At 60.6% G+C, this 20,587-nt stretch carries 12 protein-coding genes; 10 read left to right on the top strand and 2 right to left on the bottom strand.

Annotation, left to right across the window (positions count from 1 at the left end):
- The 7 genes from DID96_RS38260 to DID96_RS11570 all read left to right on the top strand — a co-directional run.
- Nucleotides 1–1,533: pre-peptidase C-terminal domain-containing protein (locus tag DID96_RS38260; protein WP_409333771.1), on the top strand; the 1,533-nt coding region annotated here is incomplete at its 5' end.
- 10 nt (nucleotides 1,534–1,543) lie between these two features.
- Complete coding sequence (locus DID96_RS11540; RefSeq protein ID WP_124599454.1) at nucleotides 1,544–6,826, top strand: RHS repeat-associated core domain-containing protein; 5,283 nt, start codon at nucleotides 1,544–1,546, stop codon at nucleotides 6,824–6,826.
- Nucleotides 6,827–8,494: 1,668 nt separating this feature from the next.
- On the top strand, nucleotides 8,495–9,322 hold the full coding sequence (locus tag DID96_RS11550) for a TIGR04255 family protein (protein WP_124599455.1): 828 nt from the start codon (nucleotides 8,495–8,497) through the stop codon (nucleotides 9,320–9,322).
- Nucleotides 9,315–10,001 (top strand): hypothetical protein, encoded by a 687-nt coding sequence (locus tag DID96_RS11555; RefSeq protein WP_124599456.1) that lies wholly within the window; start codon nucleotides 9,315–9,317, stop codon nucleotides 9,999–10,001. The genes DID96_RS11550 and DID96_RS11555 overlap by 8 nt, the downstream gene beginning before the upstream one ends.
- Before the next feature lie 12 nt (nucleotides 10,002–10,013).
- Nucleotides 10,014–10,916, top strand: a complete 903-nt coding sequence (locus tag DID96_RS11560) for a hypothetical protein (RefSeq protein ID WP_124599457.1) — start codon at nucleotides 10,014–10,016, stop codon at nucleotides 10,914–10,916.
- A gap of 24 nt (nucleotides 10,917–10,940) precedes the next feature.
- Entirely contained in the window at nucleotides 10,941–14,741 is a 3,801-nt protein-coding gene (locus DID96_RS11565) for a hypothetical protein (protein ID WP_124599458.1), read from the top strand.
- A 460-nt stretch (nucleotides 14,742–15,201) separates the two neighbouring features.
- The gene (locus DID96_RS11570) at nucleotides 15,202–16,434 is read left to right on the top strand and encodes an adenylate/guanylate cyclase domain-containing protein (RefSeq protein WP_124599459.1); all 1,233 of its coding nucleotides are present in this window, start codon (nucleotides 15,202–15,204) and stop codon (nucleotides 16,432–16,434) included.
- 7 nt (nucleotides 16,435–16,441) lie between these two features.
- On the opposite strand, the gene DID96_RS11575 is transcribed toward DID96_RS11570, so the two are convergent.
- Nucleotides 16,442–17,335 carry a DMT family transporter gene (locus tag DID96_RS11575; protein ID WP_124599460.1) on the bottom strand — a complete coding sequence of 298 codons (894 nt, stop codon included), beginning with the start codon at nucleotides 17,333–17,335 and terminating at the stop codon, nucleotides 16,442–16,444.
- 93 nt (nucleotides 17,336–17,428) lie between these two features.
- Here DID96_RS11575 and DID96_RS11580 point away from each other — a divergent pair, with 93 nt between their 5' ends.
- From DID96_RS11580 to DID96_RS11590, 3 genes are all read left to right on the top strand, one after another.
- Nucleotides 17,429–18,358, top strand: a complete 930-nt coding sequence (locus DID96_RS11580; RefSeq protein WP_124599461.1) for a LysR family transcriptional regulator — start codon at nucleotides 17,429–17,431, stop codon at nucleotides 18,356–18,358.
- A gap of 271 nt (nucleotides 18,359–18,629) precedes the next feature.
- Nucleotides 18,630–19,148: a hypothetical protein gene (locus tag DID96_RS11585; protein ID WP_124599462.1), complete on the top strand. Its 519-nt coding sequence runs from the start codon at nucleotides 18,630–18,632 to the stop codon at nucleotides 19,146–19,148.
- Nucleotides 19,149–19,400: 252 nt separating this feature from the next.
- The gene (locus tag DID96_RS11590; RefSeq protein WP_124599463.1) at nucleotides 19,401–19,676 is read left to right on the top strand and encodes an HU family DNA-binding protein; all 276 of its coding nucleotides are present in this window, start codon (nucleotides 19,401–19,403) and stop codon (nucleotides 19,674–19,676) included.
- Nucleotides 19,677–19,708: 32 nt separating this feature from the next.
- Here the strand turns inward: DID96_RS11590 and DID96_RS11595 are convergent, their stop codons facing one another.
- The gene (locus DID96_RS11595) at nucleotides 19,709–20,584 is read right to left on the bottom strand and encodes a hypothetical protein (RefSeq protein ID WP_409333772.1); all 876 of its coding nucleotides are present in this window, start codon (nucleotides 20,582–20,584) and stop codon (nucleotides 19,709–19,711) included.
- Between the last annotated feature and the right edge of the window lie 3 nt (nucleotides 20,585–20,587).

The following is a 20,587-nucleotide window of genomic DNA, read 5'->3' on the forward strand; positions in this document are numbered from 1 at the left end:
CAGCGTGTGTCGCTCACCATCAGTGAGAACACGTCGCTCGCGAGCACCTGGGACACCATCACGATCGTCAACCCCGACGGCTCCCTGCTGGTGAACGGCGCGCGCTTCAATGGCAGTTACTACAGCGACGTGCTCACGCTGCCAGCCACCGGCACCTACACCATCAAGCTAGTCCCGGACGGTTCCGCCACCGGCAGCGCCACCTTTACGCTCTACAACGTGCCGCCGGATCCGACGGGGACGATCACCTCGGGCGGATCGGCGGTCACCCTCACCACCACCACGCCCGGCCAGGACATGAGCCTGACCTTTAGCGGCACGGCCGGACAGCGTGTGTCGCTCACCATCAGTGAGAACACGTCGCTCGCGAGCACCTGGGACACCGTCAAGATCGTCAACCCCGACGGCTCCTTGCTGGTGAACGGCGCGCGCTTCAATGGCAGTTACTATAGCGACGTGCTCACGCTGCCGGCTACCGGCACCTACACGATCAAGCTGGACCCGGACGGCACCGCCACCGGCAGCGCCACCTTTACGCTCTACAACGTGCCGCCGGATCCGACCGGGACGATCACCCCGGGCGGCTCACCGGTAACGCTCACGTCCACCACGCCGGGCCAGGACATGAGCCTGACCTTTAGCGGCACGGCCGGACAGCGTGTGTCGCTCACCATCAGTGAGAACACGTCGCTCGCGAGCACCTGGGACACCATCACGATCGTCAACCCCGACGGCTCCCTGCTGGTGAACGGCGCGCGCTTCAATGGCAGTTACTACAGCGACGTGCTCACGCTGCCAGCCACCGGCACCTACACCATCAAGCTGGACCCGGACGGCACCGTCACCGGCAGCGCCGCCTTTACGCTCTACAACGTCTCGTCCGATCCGACGGGGACGATCACCCCGGGCGGATCGGCGGTCACCCTCACCACCACCACGCCGGGCCAGGACATGAGCCTGACCTTTAGCGGCACGGCCGGACAACGTGTGTCGCTCACCATCAGTGAGAACACGTCGCTCGCGAGCACCTGGGACACCGTCAAGATCGTCAACCCCGACGGCTCCTTGCTGGTGAACGGCGCGCGCTTCAATGGCAGTTACTATAGCGACGTGCTCACGCTGCCGGCCACCGGCACCTACACCATCAAGCTGGACCCGGACGGCACCGTCACCGGCAGCGCCACCTTTACGCTCTACAACGTGCCGCCGGACCCGACGGGGACGATCACCCCGAGCGGATCGGCGGTCACCCTCACCACCACCACGCCGGGCCAGGACATGAGCCTGACCTTTAGCGGCACGGCCGGACAGCGTGTGTCGCTCACCATCAGTGAGACTACGTCGCTCACGAGCACCTGGGACACCATCACGATCGTCAACCCTGACGGCTCCTTGCTGGTGAACGGCGCGCGCTTCAATGGCAGTTACTCAAGCGGAACGCTCACGCTGCCAGCCACCGGCACCTACACGATCAAGCTGGATCCGGACGGCACTGTCACGGGCAGCGCCACCTTCACGCTGAGCAGCCAATGAAGGAGCCACGATGCTTGCCAGAAAATTCATTGGGTTACACGGCAAGGAGCGCGCCATGAACGTTTGGCCTCTTTTCCTTCGATGGCTGATCAGCGTGGTACTGATGCTGAGCTTGACCATTGGTCACTCAGTCGCGGTGACGCTGCCCGTGGTACCGGGACAAAGCGCGACGCTTCTGCCGGATGGGCGTTGGGTGCTGGTGGGTGGCGAGGGCGCCGCTGCGGCGACGGCGTCGATCTTCAACCCGACAACTCAGCAGATCATAAAGTTGCCGACCGGTTTGGCTGCGCCGCGCGCGTACCACAGCGCGACGCTTCTACCGGATGGGCGCGTGCTTGTCTTGGGTGGTGTCGGAACCGACGGAACGATCCTGAATAGTGCAGAGCAGTTTGATCCGGCCGGCCAGTCATTCACCTCCCTGGGCGATGTGGGCCTGCTCGCACGCGCCCACCATACCGCCACCGTCCTCATGGATGGTACGGTGCTCGTGGCCGGTGGCGTCTCCGGGGCGGGGACGCCGCTGCCGCAGGCCGAGCTCTGGGATCCCGCCACCCGCCAGGCCCGGCCATTCAGTGCGCAGCTAGTTGTCCCGCGCGCGGACCATACCGCACTGGTGTTGCCGACCGAGCCCGTGTTGCTTTCGGGAGGACGCGATGGCGCGGGCAAGCCCGTGTCCACCCCTGAAATCTACTCCCCGCAACAGCAGAACTTTACTGCGGTCGATGCTGCCGGCAACAATGTACTGGCGGCACCCTCAGCTGCGGACGCACCTGCCGTAATGGGTTCCTTGCCGACGCCGGGCACGGCTGGCGTTGCTGTCAATGCATCCATCGCCATACGCTTTTCCACGCCGCTATCCGTCGTTAGCCTCAATCCACGCACCGTGACGCTCCTGGGGCCGACCGACGCTGTCGCCGTGCACGTGGTGCCGGCCGAGGGCGGGCGGATGCTGTTCGTAACGCCGGCAACGGATCTTCGGCCCGGGGCAAATTACACGCTCTTCATCAGTGGCGCCGTCGATGCGACGGGCAGGCCGCTCCCGTTTACCTCAATCGGCTTTACTACACGTACGCTAAGCGGGGCGTCCTCATCCGCGAGCACGTCGTCCGGCAGCACGGTTGCGGTAGCCACGAGCCCAGTCAGTGCCGCCGCACCAAACGCGGTGTCAACTCCGAAGGCGCCCGCGCAGTCTACGTCACCCGCAGCTTTGGCCGGTATGGCGGAGCCCACTATCTGGATTCCAAATGGTCCGCATTTGGCCGGGGACTGGCGGCTCAAATTCCCCGCGGCACCCTTGCAGCAATTGCCGGCCTTGATGGCAACACCGGGGGTGACTGCGCTGTCCGGGCAGGTATTGTTCATGAACGGCACCGCGGCGGCCAACGTGACCATGAAGCTCGGAAGTCAGAGTACGCTAACGGATGCGACTGGACGCTTTCTGCTGCCCGGGGTGAGCGCTGGGACCCAAACACTGGTGATAGATGGACGAAGTGCGAATCGGCCCGGAAAGACATTGGGCTACTTCGAGGCATTAGTTACCGTCGACGCAGGGAAGACCACGGTCTTGCCGTACACGAGTTGGATGCCGCTGATCGACACTCAGCATACAGTGAAATTTGACTCGCCGACCACCAGTGAGGTGGTCATTACCACGCCGTACATCCCCGGCCTGGAAGTCCACCTCCCGAAGGGCTCTGTGCTGCGTGATCGCGCGGGACATGTGATCAATGAACTATCGATCACTCCGGTACCGGCGGACCGACCACCATTCCCGCTTCCGACGCGCTACGTCCCGGTCTACTTCACCCTGCAGCCCGGCGGGGCGCATGTCGAAGGAGTCGATGCCGCGAGCGCGCAGGGCGCCCGCGTGATCTACCCGAATTACCATCACGGCGCGCCCGGCAGCAGTCTGGACTTCTGGAACTACGACCCGACCGTCAAGGGCTGGTACGTGTACGGTCAGGGCAAGATTAGCGCCAATGGCCAGCAAATCGTCCCAGACCCGGGTGTCGCCATCTACGAGCTCACCGGGGCGATGGTCTCGTTATCTACCAACGCACCGGCAAATGGCCCGCCACCGGGCGGTTGCCCGATGGCGGGCGGCTCTCCTGGATCGGGTGGCGTGCCGGGAACTGCAGCACCGCAAGGGCCGCCCCCTGGTCCAGGCGAAGACTGCTCGCAAAATGTCCCACCACCGCAGCCCGGCCACCCTGCCGGTCCCTCGGGTTCCAGTAAATCGGGAGGAAAGGCAGGATGCGTGTCGCAGGGGGGAGACCCCGTGGACTGCGCGACGGGTCTCTTCGTGCTCTCGCGCACCGATTTGACAATCACAGGCACGATACCGTTAGCATTGACACGTGTTTATCGTCAGAGTGACAACACGTCCCGCGCGTTCGGCATTGGCACCACCGACCGGTACGATATTTTCACGATTGGCGACATAAACCCGTACACCTACCAGGACCTGATCCTGCCGGACGGTGGCCGAATTCACTTCGTACGGACCTCTTCCGGAACGAGTTGGGCCGATGCGGTCTACACGCACACTGCGACACCGAGCGCGTACTACGGCGCGACCATCAGCTGGTTGAACAACGGTTGGGTGCTGAAGATGCGCGACGGACGAACGATGTACTTTGCCGAATGCGCGTGGTGTTCGAACAGCAGGATGGCCGCACTCCGCGAGTTCGATGACCGGCTGGGGAACAAGCTGACGCTGACGCGTGACTCCTACGGGAACTTGACACAAATTGGTAATCCTGACGGACGATTCATCAACCTGACCTATGACAGTACCAACCGTGTAACGCAGGCGCAGGACAATATCGGTCGAACCGTCACCTATCAGTACGATGCGAGCGGACGTCTTGCGCAGGTAACAGACCCCGACGGCGGTGCGGAGCACTACGCTTACGACGCTTCCAACAACATGCTCACGGTCACGAGGCCTGGCGGCCAGGTGATGGTGACGAACCAGTACGACTCCAACAACCGGGTCACGAAGCAGACGCTCGCGGATGGCGGGGTGTACCAGTTTGCCTACACACTCGATAGCAACGGCAACGTGACGCAAACCGCCATTACCGATCCGAAAGGCAACGTGCGTCAGATCGCCTTCAACGCGAGCGGTTATCCGACCAGCACGACCTGGGCAGTGGGCAAGCCGGAAGCGCAGACCTTCACCTACAGCCGAGGCACCGGCACTAACCTGTTGCTTTCCTCGACCGACGCGCTCTCACGCACCACCAGCTATACGTACGACTCCGTGGGAAACCTCGCGAGCGTGACGGCGCTGTCGGGGACTGCGCAGGCGGTCGCCGTCACCTATACCTACGAGCCCGTGTATAGCCGCCTGAACACATATACGGACGGTCTTGGGCATTCCTCGACATACCATTACGACAGTTCGGGCAACTGCATCGAAATGGATGACCCGCTGGGCGATGCCACCCATTTCGCCTACAACAGTCTTGGCCAGATGACCGGGATCACAGACCCACTGGGCAATATCACATTGCTCAGCTATCAGGGTGGGGATCTCGCCGCGATCACCGATCCAACTGGCCGGACCGTGACCCGCTACACGGATGGGATCGGGCGGCTCCTGTCCATGTCGGACCCGTTGGGCAATCTCACCACTTTCGACTATAACGGGCGCGATTTACCGACTCGCATCACGGACGCGCGCGGCGGCGTCACGAGCCTGACGTACGACGTTAACGGCAATTTGACGAGCCTCACCGACGCGCGAGGCGGGATCACGAGCTTCGCGTACGATGCCAAGGATCGGCGCGTCAGGCGCACCGATCCGCTGCAGGCGGTCGAGAGCTATGCCTACGACGGCAACGACAATCTCACGCAGCACACCGATCGCAAGGGTAAAGTCGCGACGTTCAGCTACGACGGGCTCAACCGCGGGGTATCGGCCGCATATGGCCAGACGCTCACCGGTGGTAGTCTCTCGTCGCCCGATGCAACCACGAGTATCGCTTTTGACGCAGGGGACCGGCCGACCCAAATCGTCGATTCCCAAGGCGGTACCGTCAATAGGACCTACGACGGCCTTGATCGCCTCACCGCCGAGACCACACCGCAGGGTAGCGTCGCGTACACGTACGATGCCGCGAGCCGGCGCACCACCCTCCAAGTGGCAGGTCAGACCGCAGTCGCCTATGCCTATGACAACGCGGATCGCCTCACCGGCATCACGCAGGGCAGCGCGCAGGTAGGGGTCACCTACGATGCTGACAGCCGCCGGTCAACCCTCACGCTGCCCAACGGAATCGTCGCCACCTACACCTACGACACAGCGAGCCAGTTGACCGGGATCACCTATGCGAACGGGAGCACCAGCGTCGGCAACCTGACTTATGCGTACGACAACGCGGGACGGCGCACACAGATCGGTGGCACGCTCGCCAGCATGAACCTGCCGGCGGCGCTGACGAGTGCGACGTACGACGCAGATAACCGGCTGACCAATTGGTCCGGTACCACGCTGACTTATGACGCGAACGGTAATCTAACCGGTGACGGCAGCTTCACGTATGGGTGGGACTCGCGCGGCCGGCTCGTCTCGCTGGTTGGGGCAGCGACCGCGAGCTTTGCCTACGACTCACAGGGGCGGCGAACCGGCAAGACGGTGAACGGGACCGCGACGAACTTTCTCTACGACGGGCCGAGTGTGGTGCAGGAACTGGCGAGCGGCACGCCCACCGCGAATCGGCTGACGGGGCTCGGGATCGACGAGATCTATAGCCGCACCGACAATCTCGGGGCCAGAAGCTTCGTCACGGATTCACTTGGCAGCACGGTCGCGCTCACCGACGCCAGTGGAGCAGTCAAAACGAGCTACGGGTATGAGCCATATGGCGCCACCACGACCAGCGGTGAGGCGAATGCCAACGCCGCGCAATACACGGGACGGGAGAACGATGGTACCGGCCTATACTACTATCGGGCAAGGTACTATCACCCCGGGTTCAGCCGGTTTGTGGCCGAGGATCCGATCACGTTGGCGGCGGGAGCTAATCTGTACGCCTATGTCGGTGGTAACCCAGTTAGCAAAGTTGACCCACTAGGCTTGTCGGCATCAGATTTTGTCGTACCTTCTGGTCCGAAGGCGGGCCTTCAACAATGCGTCTCGAGAGAGGACCATGAAGATCAGTGTCATGCTCAGTATGAATCGAACTTGGATGAGTGTCAGGCCTATTCCAAAGCTTATGGGACGGATTGGCTCCGAGCCTGTAAAGCAAGGGCCTTCCAGATATATCAAGAGTGCAGGGGGTATTAGAGATGAGTAGGCGATGCGTAGTTATTACGTATGATCCAGAAAACGAGCGGCTGGTCTCTTACTCTTGCGAGGAGGATAAAATTAAGCCGGCTATTGCTGGAAAGTTCGAGCTTCCTCTAAACCTGGAAGATTTTGGGCGGAATATAGATGATGAGTTTGCAAGGAAATTCGGGGTAGCCTCTTTATCAGTGCTTGCGTTGTACAATCCGGAACTAAAGGATTTTCTGAACTTTACAATAGACAAGAGCGCTGGAGGGTAAGCAGGACTCAAGAGGCATTCAATCTGCTAACTCAGCTCTCGAATTATGCAAAGCCCATCAAATAGGTGGGCTTTGCTGTTTCTGCACCTCGATGGCCGCCTGACTGCATTCCAGTTGCACTGGTTGCCTCCCGTTTGCACTCCAGTTGCATCCCATTTACCACCCGATTGCTCACTACGACGGGCCGAATGTGGTGCAGGAACTGCCGAGCGGCACGCCCACCGCGAATCCGCTGACGGGGCTCGGCGTCCACGAGGTATATAGCAGTACTGGTGTCCCGCCGCACGATTGCGGCCGCGTCGGGCACTTGACAACAATGATTGAAAGGAGCGTGTCAGCGCTCGAGTGCAGATGGACCGATAAGCGTTATTGAACTAACCCGCTGACGTGGGAGATGGTGGTTGGCTGGCGGTATCGGCTCCGGGATCGATGGTGGGGAGTCCGGTCGAGTGCGACGATGGCAGTGCAGTTTGCTGTCCACGTCCCCTCTGAGCGGAGTCCACCATGACACCCCTACGTCGACGCATGATCGAGGATATGCGCGTGCGCAACCTCGCGGCCAATACCCAACGCGCCTATCTCGGGCAGCTCACGCTTTGCCGAACGCTTCGGGCGTTCTCCCGAGGTGCTGGGTCCAGGGGCATGAACAAGGTAAGCGCTTATGCGCTGCAGCGCATAAGCGCTTACCTTGTTCGCCCCCCCGCCACAGGCACTACAGTTGGGCTGACGCGCATCTTGACAGACCGGGGCGAACCGCGGCGCTCGTCCGCTCAGCTCCAAGGGAGGATGCGACAAAAGTTTGAGGCCGCCTCGCTTCGTAGTCGGACTGCGTGACGACATTGGTCCGGACGGCGGGCAATGGGACCGCGTGTTGCCGCTTATGCGAAGCGCCGTTCGATCTCGGGACGGGCACTGAACGGCTTCCGGCGTGCCGCACGCGCGACTCACGATTTCCGCCGAGGGGCTTGGGAATAAAGTTCTGCAGAATGCGGACACAGACACGGTGTCAACCCGTACAAACTATCGGTCGAACTTGACATAAGTGTTTCTCTCGATTTTTTAGAACGGTCGTTCGTTTATTGGTTTCAGCCGCCAACTCCGTCTGCAACGCTGGCGCCTTGACGGCCCATAGCTCAGCGCGTCCGGGTGTCGGTCCGCACGACGCCAGGCTCGGTCGCAAGTTCGACCGACCGCGAGCTTTTCCGGGTTGCATTTTCGTCACGCAGGCACAAAGGGTTTGTACGTAGAAATTTCAGGTACCTACAGCCGACAAGCAGCAAGAATCAAACGCCGCTCGTTTCTGGCATCTGGTCTGATACGGGCTATCAGGGTTGAAGTGGTGTCCAAAAAACTGTCTAAAAGGGTGTGGCTGGTCTAGAATGCAGTCAAACTCTCGGGAAACACAACCATGCAGCCTCTTGGCACTTGGAAGAACGCACCGCTCGCGTATGTCGTGGCGGAAGTCCGATTCGGAAGTCTCCTGTCCCTCGATTCGATAGCCGGCCGCCTTCAAGAAAGCCTCGTTTCGCAGTTCCCCCGCCTGATCAAGGGGCAGGCGGTGGCTTTGAACTTCGGCGCGCAGGTGATGACGCCGCAGGTCGTGCCCCGGTTTCACTTTCTGTCCGAGGACAGCCGCACAGGCGTGGTCCTTGGCCACGATACGCTCGCAGTCCACGCGACGACGTATGTTGACTCCGCGCACTTCGCCGAGGTCCTGCGTGAGGTGTGGGGGGCCTGGCTGCACGCGTGGCCAAAGACATTCGTCGAGCGTCTTGGCATGCGCTACTGGGATATCGTGCTTCCAGAGGGCGGCCTGTCGGTCGGCGATTTTTTCGCCGCGCCGTTTTCAGGGATTGAGACCCTCTGGCCGGGCGGGCGCTTGAGTCGGCACACGCATGAACTAGTCTATGAGGTCGCCGGGCCCATCACCCAGAGCACGGTAGTCAGGGCTGGGACGGTGCCTGCGGTGCAGCCATATCCACCCGCGTTTTTCTTCGTTCCCGAACTTTCCCCATCGGAGCGTCTGCAGCGAGCAACGGCGCTTGCGCAGCGGGAGAAAGATGCCACGATCGCTTTTCTCGATGTCGATGCTTCGGCGGAGATCAAACGCATTGTAGATGCGGACACTTTCGTTGACTGTGCGAAGATTCTGCATCAGTCTCAGTCAGCGGTTTTCAAGGCACTCACCAGTGAGCGCGGCCAGACAATCTGGAAAGACGGAGTCCCCGATGCTTGATATTGCAATCAGGAATGTAGTGCGGGCCCAGATGCTGGCGCAACCATTGTTCGCCCGTCCGGAGATTTCAACCGGCGGCAACGTGTCCATGATTCACCGGGAAAATGAAAATCCGCAGATTCTCATTCTCACGGGCTACAGCCCGACGCCGGTGTATGGTGATGCGGGGACCGTCGTGTTTCCCATGAACTACGAGTTGTTCACAACGATTGCCGGGCCACAGGTCGCGTGCGAGTTGCCCGCGGTCGCCCCTGCGCAGGCTAGGGCCGGTGCAGTACCCCTTCGCGACCGCCTGAACCGGGTTAAGGCCGCCTTTGGCCTATCGAGCAAGGAGCTGGCTGCTGTGCTCCAGTGCTCGCGCGCTGCACTGTACAACTGGCTCGACGAGGCGTACCAGGGACAGGTCCGTGAAGATACGCTCGCACGTTTGGCCGTTCTCGAGCGCCTCGCCGAGCGATGGAACGGTTACGAGGTCGGCAACCTCGTCGCGCATCTTCACGCATCGATTATTGAGCACGCTGACGGAAAGCGGGGCGACCTATTTTCGCTTCTGACGCAGGAGGTGATCGACGAGGACCGCGTCGCCGCCGCGCTGCAGTCCATCGCGAACCTGTCGCGCCAGCAGATCGCCGAATACCGGCGCGTTAACGACCTGATTGCTCGCGGGTTTGGTCAGTGAAGGGGCGCGAGGTTGAGTGACAAGGCTGCCGAGACCATTGGAACAACGCTGTCCCGGATGGGGTGGCAGCAGGGCATGATCGCCGACCCAGCCACACACGGGCACTTCAAGGAAATGCTCGGGCTTGCGGGGCGCGACGATCTCGTGACGTTGCTCGATTCAACGAAGGTCTGTTTCATCGCGGTCAGCCAGACCTGTGACATTGTCCAGTTCAGGGACGAGGCAGAGCCGTACGTCGAGTTCCTGCTCGCCAGTTGGGGGGAGGGGGCACCGAACCCCGCCGACACGTACCAGAAGAGCTTCCGGACATTTGCTGTCGAGCTGGAAGGAGGGCACGGGCACCTGAGCATCCGGCCGTGGAATCGCTTTCTCGTTCCTCGCGGATGGGTGACGCATATCCCGCCTTTCGAGGTCACGATCGCGCCCCAACGCATTCGCGACCTGATGGACTGGCTGATGACGCGCTATGTTCGCGCCGCGTTGCCGGACACCTTCAATGGTCGGCTGGCAACGGTGAAGGCCGAAGACAAGATGCGCAAACTGCTCGAGAAGCTGCCCGCCGTCACGGAGGCGTTCATCTCACTCAGGCCGCGCTACGTCGAACTCGGACAGGGCGAGGACTACTCATGCGATCTCGTGCTGTTGTGCCGCGAGGACGATTTCAGCAACGCCGGCCTTCGGGAGCAGATGCAGCCGGTGCTCGATGAAATCGAAAAGGTCCTGGTTGGAATCGAGGGCATCGACGTAGAGGCGGTCCGACTCCTTGGTGAATCTCAGTTCACACGTCATCACATGCGCGCCTACGACCGCTGGCAGTTTGACGACGTGTCCTACGCAGCCGACGCGCGGGCGGCGAAGAAGGGCGGCGAGTCGGGTCATGCGTATCGCGTTGAGGCGGGTCGAACGAAGCATTAGCGACAAGGCGGTTGAGAGATCCTATTGACGATGTTTGAAATCACCCCCGACGATATCGCGAGACTGGACGACACGCGGCTCAGAACGCTCGTTGGCCTTTTGTGCGAAGCAGAACTACGCAACCGCGGTCACTCCACTTCTGCCGTGACATGGGGTGGCGACCAGAACGCGAAAGATGGTGGGGTAGACGTAAGGGTCAGCCTGACCAGCGGCGACTGGGATGGCGGGTTTATCCCACGGCACTGCACGGGCTTTCAGGTGAAGCGGCAGGATATGCCACCGCGCGCAATTGCCCAGGAGATGCGACCGAATGGGAAACTCCGCCCGGTCATTAGCGATCTCGCTGCGAGCAACGGCGCATACGTTATCGTCAGCTCTTTAGGCACGACCGCGGACAGTGCGCTGCAAACCCGGCGGCAAGCGATGGTGAAGGCGGCTGAGGGCCTGGCCGAAAGGCTCCATATCGACTTTTACGATCGCACGCGGCTGGCGACCTGGGTGCGCAACCATCCAGGCCTTGTCGTCTGGGTCCGCGAGGCTATCGGGCGAGCGATATCGGGATGGCAACCATTTGGTCCCTGGGCTTATCGAGCCGGAGGAGTCGAAGCAAGCTATCTGATGGATGAGGGCGTTCGAGTCCGGGACCGTGCTTCCGCACGTTCCGAAGAGATTTCCGCGGGCGAGGGGCTGCGCAAAATACGGGACATTCTGCGCCTGCCACAGGGCGTCATTCGATTGGTGGGGCTCTCCGGTGTTGGCAAGACGAGGTTCGTACAGGCCTTGTTCGACGACCGCGTCGGCGCGGAAGCGTTGGCCCCAGCGCTCGCCGTCTACACCAACATGAGCGATGACCCCGACCCGCAACCCGCCAAGCTTGCTTCCGATCTCATATCCAATCGCGTGCACGCGGTTGTGATCGTCGACAACTGTCCTGCGGAGCTGCATGCAAGACTAACTGACTTGGTGAAGTCGTCCGACAGTTCTGTAAGTGTTCTCACTGTCGAATATGACATCAGAGATGATTTGCCCGAGGACACAGCCGTCTTCGAGATCCGCGCGGCTTCTGTAGACCTGATCGAAAGGCTGTTGCAATTGCGCTTTCCGAAGCTGTCGCGCACGAACGCTAGGACCGCCGCGGAATTTTCATGCGGCAACGCGCGGATTGCAATCGCGCTCGCCGACACGGTGGATAGCATCGGCACACTCGCGAAGTTGAACAATGCCCAGCTGTTCGAGCGGCTGTTTGCCCAACGACAGGGGCACGACCAGTCGCTGCTGGAAATTGCCCAGGTTTGTGCGCTCGCCTATTCATTCAATGGAGAGGACCTTTCCGATGGGCCTGAGGGAGAACTGCAACGAATCGCAGGACTGGCAGGCGTGGAACCCGAAAGAGCCCACAGGCACATTGCCGAGCTTCTGCGCCGGGAACTCGCGCAGCGGCGGGGGAAATGGCGCGCAATCCTTCCGCATGCGCTGGCTAACTATCTCGCGGCGACCGCGTTGCAAAATATCTCGCGCGATCGTATCGAGGCAGCGCTGATGCATGGGGCGCCAGAGCGCCTTGTCAGTTCATTTGCAAGACGGCTTGGATATCTCGAGAAGAGCGAGGACGCAAAGGCGATTGTCGAGGACTGGTTGGCTCCAGACGGCTGGATTGGCGAACACGTCTGGAACCTCAGCGAATTTGGGCAGACCGTCTTCCGAAACTGTGTCCCTGCGGCACCTCTAGCTGCACTGAATGCACTGGAATCAAACAGGCCATCGCCGCAATTCGGTTCGGGTCGTTCACTAGCTGGCGTTAACTACATTGCCCGCACGTTGCGATCTTTCGCATGGGACGCAGGCCTGTTCGAACGGTGTACTACATTGCTCCAGTTCATGGCCGTGGACGGGGACTTTAAGGCTGCCCGCGAGATTCACAGCTCGCTTTTTCCCATTTATCTCTCGGGCACTCATGCCTCGATAGACCAGCGGCTGCGTGTTACACAGAAGCTCCTCCAGGCCGGCAGTGCAGAGGAACGTAACCTTGGTCTTTCGGCGCTCAAGGCACTCCTGCAGTGCAACTACTTCACTGCTCACGACGAGTTCCAGTTTGGCGCCCATTCCCGTGACTTTGGATACCAGCCCCAGTCCCAATCAGAGGTCCTGCGCTGGTACAGACAGGTACTCTCGGTAGCAGCGAATTATGCTCTTTCGTCCAACCCGGTAGAGTACGAAGTAAGGGAAATCATCGCCGCACATTTTCGTGGCCTCTGGACCCAGGTTGGACTGCGTGACGAACTTGATGCCCTCTCGAAGCAACTAGTGGTCAGGGACTTTTGGGTAGAAGGCTGGCACGCGGTGAAGGTCACGCGTCACTATGACGAAAAGAACAGGAGTTCGGAAAACTATGCGAGGCTCAGCGCGCTCGAACTTGCGCTTCGCCCTCGAAACTTCGTGCAACGTATCCGGGCTCGCGTTTTCAATGGCAGCATCTACGACCTCGACGAGATCGACCCTACGAATTCGCGCAGCCTCGGGGAGGCGATTGATTGTCAGAATGCTGAAGTCGAGGCACTTGCCGGCGAGCTTGTCGCGGAGCCGGCCGTGTTCGATGAACTCATGCCCGAGCTCTTCGCCACTGCGAGTAACTTGTGGCATTTCGGAATCGGGCTCGCGCGCGCGGTGAGAGAACCGAAGGAGCTATGGGATCGCATGATCGGGGGCGTTGGCCTGATTCCTGAAAGCCAGCGGGACCTTAGGGTCCTCAACGGATTCCTGCTTGAGTTGGCCAACCAGAATTCACCTCACCTGGGACGTATGTTGGACAATGCCGTTGAGCATGAGGCGCTTGCGTCGCGTTTTCCGCAGTTGCAGCCTCCAGTCGCAAACGTTCCCGGGGGGATCCCGCGACTGCTGAAGTCGCTGAAATTGGGACAGGCGCCGATCGCACGTTTCGCGGACATTCACTTTGGCGGTGCTGTCGAAATCCTTCCAGCGGTCGATATCGCAAACTTCATCATCGCGGTATCCGAGGCGAAAGAAGGCATGTCGATAGCTATACGAATTCTGGGTAGCCAGTTTTTTGACGACGATCGCGAGAGTCGAGCTCACGCAGGACCCATTGTCGAGGCCGGACGCTGCATCCTGCGCGCGATTGACTTCAGTGAAGTTGACCATTCTTTCCTCAATGACTACCAGTTACAGATAGTCCTCAACGCTTGCACCGTTGGTGACGACGCCAGAACTACTGCACACGCCCTTTGCGAGAACATGCGGCGGGCGAAGCTCGATCACAAGCTTTGGGAAGACTGTCATGAGGTGTTGAAGGTTTTGGCTCACACTCAGCCACGAACGCTTTTGGATACTCTCGGTGCTGGCGACCATGTGGAAGTGGCCGCTGGGGCCGACCTGCTGCGGCGCGCGAGTCTTCATCGCGGAAATCCCTTGGACGGGATAAGCGAGGAAATCATCCTTGAGTGGTGTTCGGAGCGCCCCGCTGATCGTTTTCTCTTCATCGCTGCTGTCGCTACGATGTTCGACGGTTCGGCAGACCATCAGTTGCAAACCTGGCGCCCTCTGGCGGCGCGGCTGGTCCATGATGGGCTTGATCCGATAGGTGTGATGGCCGAGCTTGTCGCTCGTCTGCGTCCTTCAATGTGGAGCGGCGCACGCTCATCGGTGGTCCGAAAAAACGCGGCGCTACTTGCCCGTTTCGATACGCGCGGTGATCCTTCCTTGTCTTCATTCATCCAGTTGAAGCACAGCGAGCTGATTCAAGAGGCGTGCGAAGACGAGATCAGTGAAACCAAGAGACACCGAGAAAGCGGCGAGAGATTCGAATAGGACGTCGAATGCTATGCGATTTTCAACGTTTCCAGGGCCTCGCTTCGACCTGGACGCGACAGCCTGCTGGAAGCGTGGGGCTCTTGAGCCCTTGCGGTTCGGATGATCGAATCACGCAGACACCATATTTTGGATCACGAGTAGGAATCAAGTGTGCGTGATACGCCACAAGTTGACATAATATGTATGATCAATTTTTTGACTGTAGTAGCTTTTTACAAATGTCGTGTTTTGGCTTCCAGGATGGTTGCCGATACCCGTCACGGAGCGCCGGCCATGGTCGATCCCCAGAAGACCGCATGTTTGGCTGAAAAAAAACGACGCAGACCCCGAACCCCGGGACACGCACATCGAACATCCTTCACCGCCAGGATTTCCTAGGATTGATGCAGGACTGTAGCCGCCCGGACAGACGACGTGCATGTCCTGTACACAACGCCGCTTTCGCATGAGGTGAAGCATGTCGAACATCAACCTCGAGCCGCTTTCGGACGCGCCGGAGTGTTGCGTGCGCAATGTCAGCCTCCGCGCGACGGACGATCTCCAGACGAAACGGGACAAGCTCGCACGCGTCATGGTGGATGAGATGTACCAGTTCGTGGGCTTGCTGGATGCGAGCGGCATGATCCTCGAGGCCAACCGTGCAGCGCTCGAAGCGGTTGGCCTGCGGATGGACGATGTTCAGGGAAAGCCGTTTTGGGAGACGCGTTGGTGGCTCGTTTCGCCGCAGACCCAGGCTTTGCTGCGGGAGCTGATCCGACGCGCAAGCGAGGGGGAATTCGTCCGCTGCGATTTCGAAATCTACGGTCACGCAACGGGCGAGGAGACGATCGTCGTCGACTTCTCGCTCCTGCCCATCAAGGATCAGAGCGGCAAGGTCGTGTTTCTGCTGCCGGAAGGCCGCAATATCACCGAAAAGAAGCGCGCCGAAGCGGAGATCGCGCGAAAGAACGAGGAATTGCAGGCAAGCCGCGAACTGATCCGTCGCCAGCACGACGAGCTTCAGCACCTCTACGACAAGATCGTGGCCGAGCAGAAGGTGTCGGAGCGGCTGCTCCTCAATTTGCTGCCCTACCCGATCGCAGAACGGCTGAAGGCACGTCACGCACTGCTCGCCGACAGCATCCCGGAAGTCATCGCCGACAGCTTTCCGGAAGTGACCGTCCTGTTCGCTGACATCGTGGCGTTCACACGGTTTTCGGCGGGCATGAGCCCCGAGCGGTTGGTGAGCGTGCTCGACGAGATCTTCAGCGAATTCGATACCCTCGCCGACATCCGTGGCCTCGAGAAGATCAAGACCATCGGCGACGCTTACATGGCAGCCGCGGGGCTGCCGGAACCGGCAGCAGATCACGCGGCGCGCGCGGCGCATATGGCGCTCGACATGACCGACGCGCTGGCGCGCTTCAATCACCGCCGCGGCTACAACCTGCAGATGCGCATCGGGATCAACAGCGGCGCGGTGGTGGCTGGCGTCATCGGCAAGCACAAGTTCATCTACGACTTGTGGGGCGATGCGGTCAACACGGCCAGCCGGATGGAATCCCACGGTGTGGCGGGACGGGTGCAGGTAACGGATGCGACCCGGCACCGGTTGGGTGAACCGTTCGTGTTCGAAGAACGCGGGACGATCGAGGCGAAGGGAATCGGCAAGTTGCACACCTGGTTTCTGTCCGGCCGAAGCGATGCCTGATGCGATACTAGAACTTCTCCTGTACGACAGAACCGATACTGGCACCGATTACGCACAAGGTGCCGGCGATCTGCAATGGTGTCAGCGGCTGTGAAAGGACAATGAAACCAATCGCTGCTGCGATCGCCGGCTCCGCACTCATCAAAATACCGAATGATGCGGATGACATTCGCCGCAGCGCGCTGAGTTCAAGCACGTATGGCAACAACGGCACGAGCAGAGCCAACCATGCGGCGTCAAGCAGTTGCCTGCCGGAGATATGCCCACCACTTTGTTCGAGGCCGAATGGCGTCATGACGACAGCCGCGACGATCAATGAGATCGCCAGTCCCTCAAGTCCATTAAACTGCTGGCCGATATGCTTCAACAATACGATATAGGCCGCCCAGCACAACGCCGTGCCGACCGGGAAAAGGAGAACCCAGGGCACATCCACGACCCAGATGCCGTCGCGGCGGGCCAGTAGCCATACGCCCAGCGCGGCAAGCACCGGATAGACGAGCATCGTGGGCCGGCGCACGCCAATCGTCGCAACGGCAAGCGGTCCGAGGAAACCGATCGCCACGGCGAGACCGAGCGGCACGCGATTGACCGACTCGAAATAGCACAGCGTCATTCCGGCCATCGCACTACCCAGGACGATGGCGGCAAGCCAGCGTTGGCGCGAATAGGTACGAAGTTGCGGCCGAGTCACCATTCCGAGCACCAGGGCAGCGACGCATAGACGCAACCATGTTGTGCTGGTAGTGCCGTATTCGGTCAATATCGGCCGGGAAAGCGCACCGCCCAGCTGGATGCTGGACATCGAAACAACGCAGAACAGCGGCGCCACGACTTTCGACAGCCAGGACGAATAATTCGCCATCACCGCGGGCCGGGTCATACTCGATTGATCGCGCATCGCAGGGCTTACCAGTTAATGTGTGCTCGATGGTAACGGGACTAAGCGCCTTGGTATAAGCTCATATTTTTTATCGCCGCATCAGGAATATTTATGATTCGCGATCTCGACAGCACGCTCCTGCGCACGTTCGTCACCGTGGTCGAAACTGGTGGCGTCAGTGACGCGGCCGTTGTGCTGCATCGAACGCAGGCTGCGATCAGCATGGCGTTGCGCCGGCTGGAAGAAGAGGTCGGTCAACGCTTGCTGGAACGTTCACCGCGCGGAGTCAAACCGACGGCGGCAGGCAATGTGCTGCTGCCCTACGCATACAAGCTGCTCAACGTCGGATTGGCGGCGCGCGCCGCGCTCAACGCAGAAGAGATTTCCGGCGCGGTCAGGCTTGGCATGCTCGAGGACATCGCCGTTGGACATTTGCCGCATGCGCTGAAACAGTTCGCGGCTTCCTTTGAAAGTGTCACGCTCGAAATCGTGATCGACAGGAGCCCAACCTTGTGGCAGCAGCTCGCTAAAGGCCAGCTTGATATCGTGATCGGCGATCCCGCATTGATTCATGCAGAACCCATTGTCACGTGGCAGCATCCGCTTCGCTGGGCAGCAACGGAAATGACGGAAATGCGTTTCGGCAATACGCCGGTTCCCATCGTCGCGTTCGCAGGTGGCTGCCCCTGGCAGGACAAACTGTTTGCTTCACTGCGCGAAGCCGGTATCGTGTGGAAAGTCGTTTGCACGAGCACGAGCCTGTCCGCAATTCAGTCGGCTGTCCAGGCAGGATTGGGAATCGCGGTGTTGCTCGACAGGAATATTCTGCGCGGCACGATGCGTGCGCTCGATCCGCGTGAATTCGGATTGCCGACACCCCCGGTCGCCAGCTTCGGACTGTTCACCCGTACAGATGCAGATGACCAGACACCTGCTGCCGCGACGTTGCAGCGATTCCTGATGCATACACTGGAACTTGGCACACCAGAAGGCAAGAAACAGGAATCCGCGACCGTCCTTGAAGCACGCCTTTCAACGTAAGCCATCCGGCGCGGTTCAGTTCCGTTCACGTCTGGACGCGCCGATCAACAGCCCGGGCTCGCACCGCATTCGACCCGCGCGCCGGATTTCCACTCGACGCCCTCGCGCAACCGATAGCCGACACACGCCCTCCACAACCGCTGCGCGAGGCAGACACGCTCCGCGCAGCGCCGGCTCTCGTCCGATTCACACCATGTTTTGACATTGAGATACACCGGCCGGTGCGCCAAAGTTGTCTTTGCTTGCGCTCCTTCACTTCGGCATACCCCCAATGACCCGACCCACCGGTAAGCCCAACCTCAGCGATGCGTTGAATGCGCGTGCCCCGCAAAGTCGCGGGCCGGTGCTTCGGGTCGCGTTGAGGTTATGGGGCATCGACGAACGCGACGCGCAAACATGGCTCGCGGGACTGCGGTCGCCGCACACCCGCCTGGATTGGAGGATCGCCCGCGACCGCGCGGCCGCCGGCGACGACATCGTCGTGCATGTCGTCAAACCGACCGCGCATCGGCCGGGGGGATTCTGCTGGAACTGTATCGGCGCAAACGGCGCACTGAACCGGTCGCTCGAAGGCGCACGTACCGAAATCGCGTTGTTTGCCGGCGACGCGAGCCAGTTGCCGGACCGACGCTCAGGCTTCTGGGCTGTCGCAGGCGCGCTCGACACCTGCTCGGCGCTCGACGCACTCGGACGATCGATGCACGCGTCGGCCGGGCGTCTTCCGGACGGACGGATCACGGTGCGGCGCGACCTGCTGGCGATGATTGCGCAGCGGCTCGACGCGATCTGATAGCCGGGCGGCGCGCAACGCCGCGGCAATCGAAACGACGCACTTATACAAAACCATAACGACCGAAAGCATGACGGGTTTCGCTGTCATCCCCGCCCCCGCCCTGTCCAGAGCTTGTTCAATTTTCTCAGCGTTCACTCGTGAACTGCGTGCGTTCCTGAACCATTGATGCAGAAGTTGCGTTCTACGCAGCAGATGTTATAGGGTAATGGCCAAATCCGCCTTTAGCGGATATGACTGAGGAATCCACGAATGAACAAGCAAGAACTCATCGACGCTGTTTCGGCTGCAACGGGCGACAGTAAAGCCAGCACGGGTGCCGCCATTGATGCCATTCTCGCGGCCGTGACGCACGCTGTCACGCGCGGTGATACGGTGCAATTGATCGGTTTTGGCTCTTTCTCCACCGGTGCACGCGCCGAGCGGACCGGCCGCAATCCGGCGACCGGGGAAGCCATCACGATTGCCGCGGCAAAAACGGTTAAATTTACCGCCGGCAAAGCATTCAAGGACGCCGTGAACACCTGAGGGGGCCTCTCATCTCGAAGGCATCCGCGTCGTCAGCGGCTGGGCCCCGGCGGCGCAGCGCGTTGCGGCGCCAGTGCCCGTGCGAGGTCGTCCGACACGTAGTGGGGCCCGTCAAAGAGATAGACGGAATAGCCGCTGTAGGCTGACATCTGTGCACGCAGTTCGTCAGCAGTCGCGGCGCGAAAGCCTCCGTGTACGGCAGGCCTGAAGGCCTCAGCAACGACGCGAACCCTGTCTTTGCCCAAGTGGTGAGATAGCGCATCGAGATAGTTGCGCGCAACCGGCGGTATTCGTGCATTGACGCCGCAACCGTCCTGAAAGAACACCCCCACGTCTGCGGGTAGCCATGAAGCGAGCCAGCGGCCAAGCGTATCGCCGCCGACGTTGGCGCGATCGTAGACGGTCACCCAGAGTGGCCGCGGCAATTCATTCAGGACTGGGACAAGCCGAGGTGCGTCGGTCCAGCTAGGATCGATTTCGACCGGAAAGTAATAGCCTGTGACATGCAATGGAGTCGGCATACGCACGAGCGCCGCCGAGATTTCTCCTAGCCTGGCAAAGTTCGTGCGCGCGCGCCTTTCGTCTGTATCTCCGGCCAGCCCCAGGATGACGTTCTTTGCCCACGGTTCTCGACTGATCCGGTCCCAATCCGGCAGGTGGGCAGCCGTGCGTAGCCCCGTATTCCGCACAAAGGCAGTGTCATCGACAACGATCCACTGGACCAGCAGGTCGCTCGCGCCCAGCCATTGCCAATTGCCGACGGGATCGACCGTTGCCGCATCGATCTGCCAGACAATTCCGACCGCGTACGAATCAGCTGGCATCATAAAGGCGCACCCGGCTGCCGCCAGCAGCCAGCCGAGCGAGAACGCACACTTGAATGCCGAAAACGAAGACAGGTGTGGCATCGG

The sequence above is a fragment of the Burkholderia sp. Bp8963 genome (genome assembly GCF_003854275.1).
Classification (GTDB): domain Bacteria; phylum Pseudomonadota; class Gammaproteobacteria; order Burkholderiales; family Burkholderiaceae; genus Burkholderia.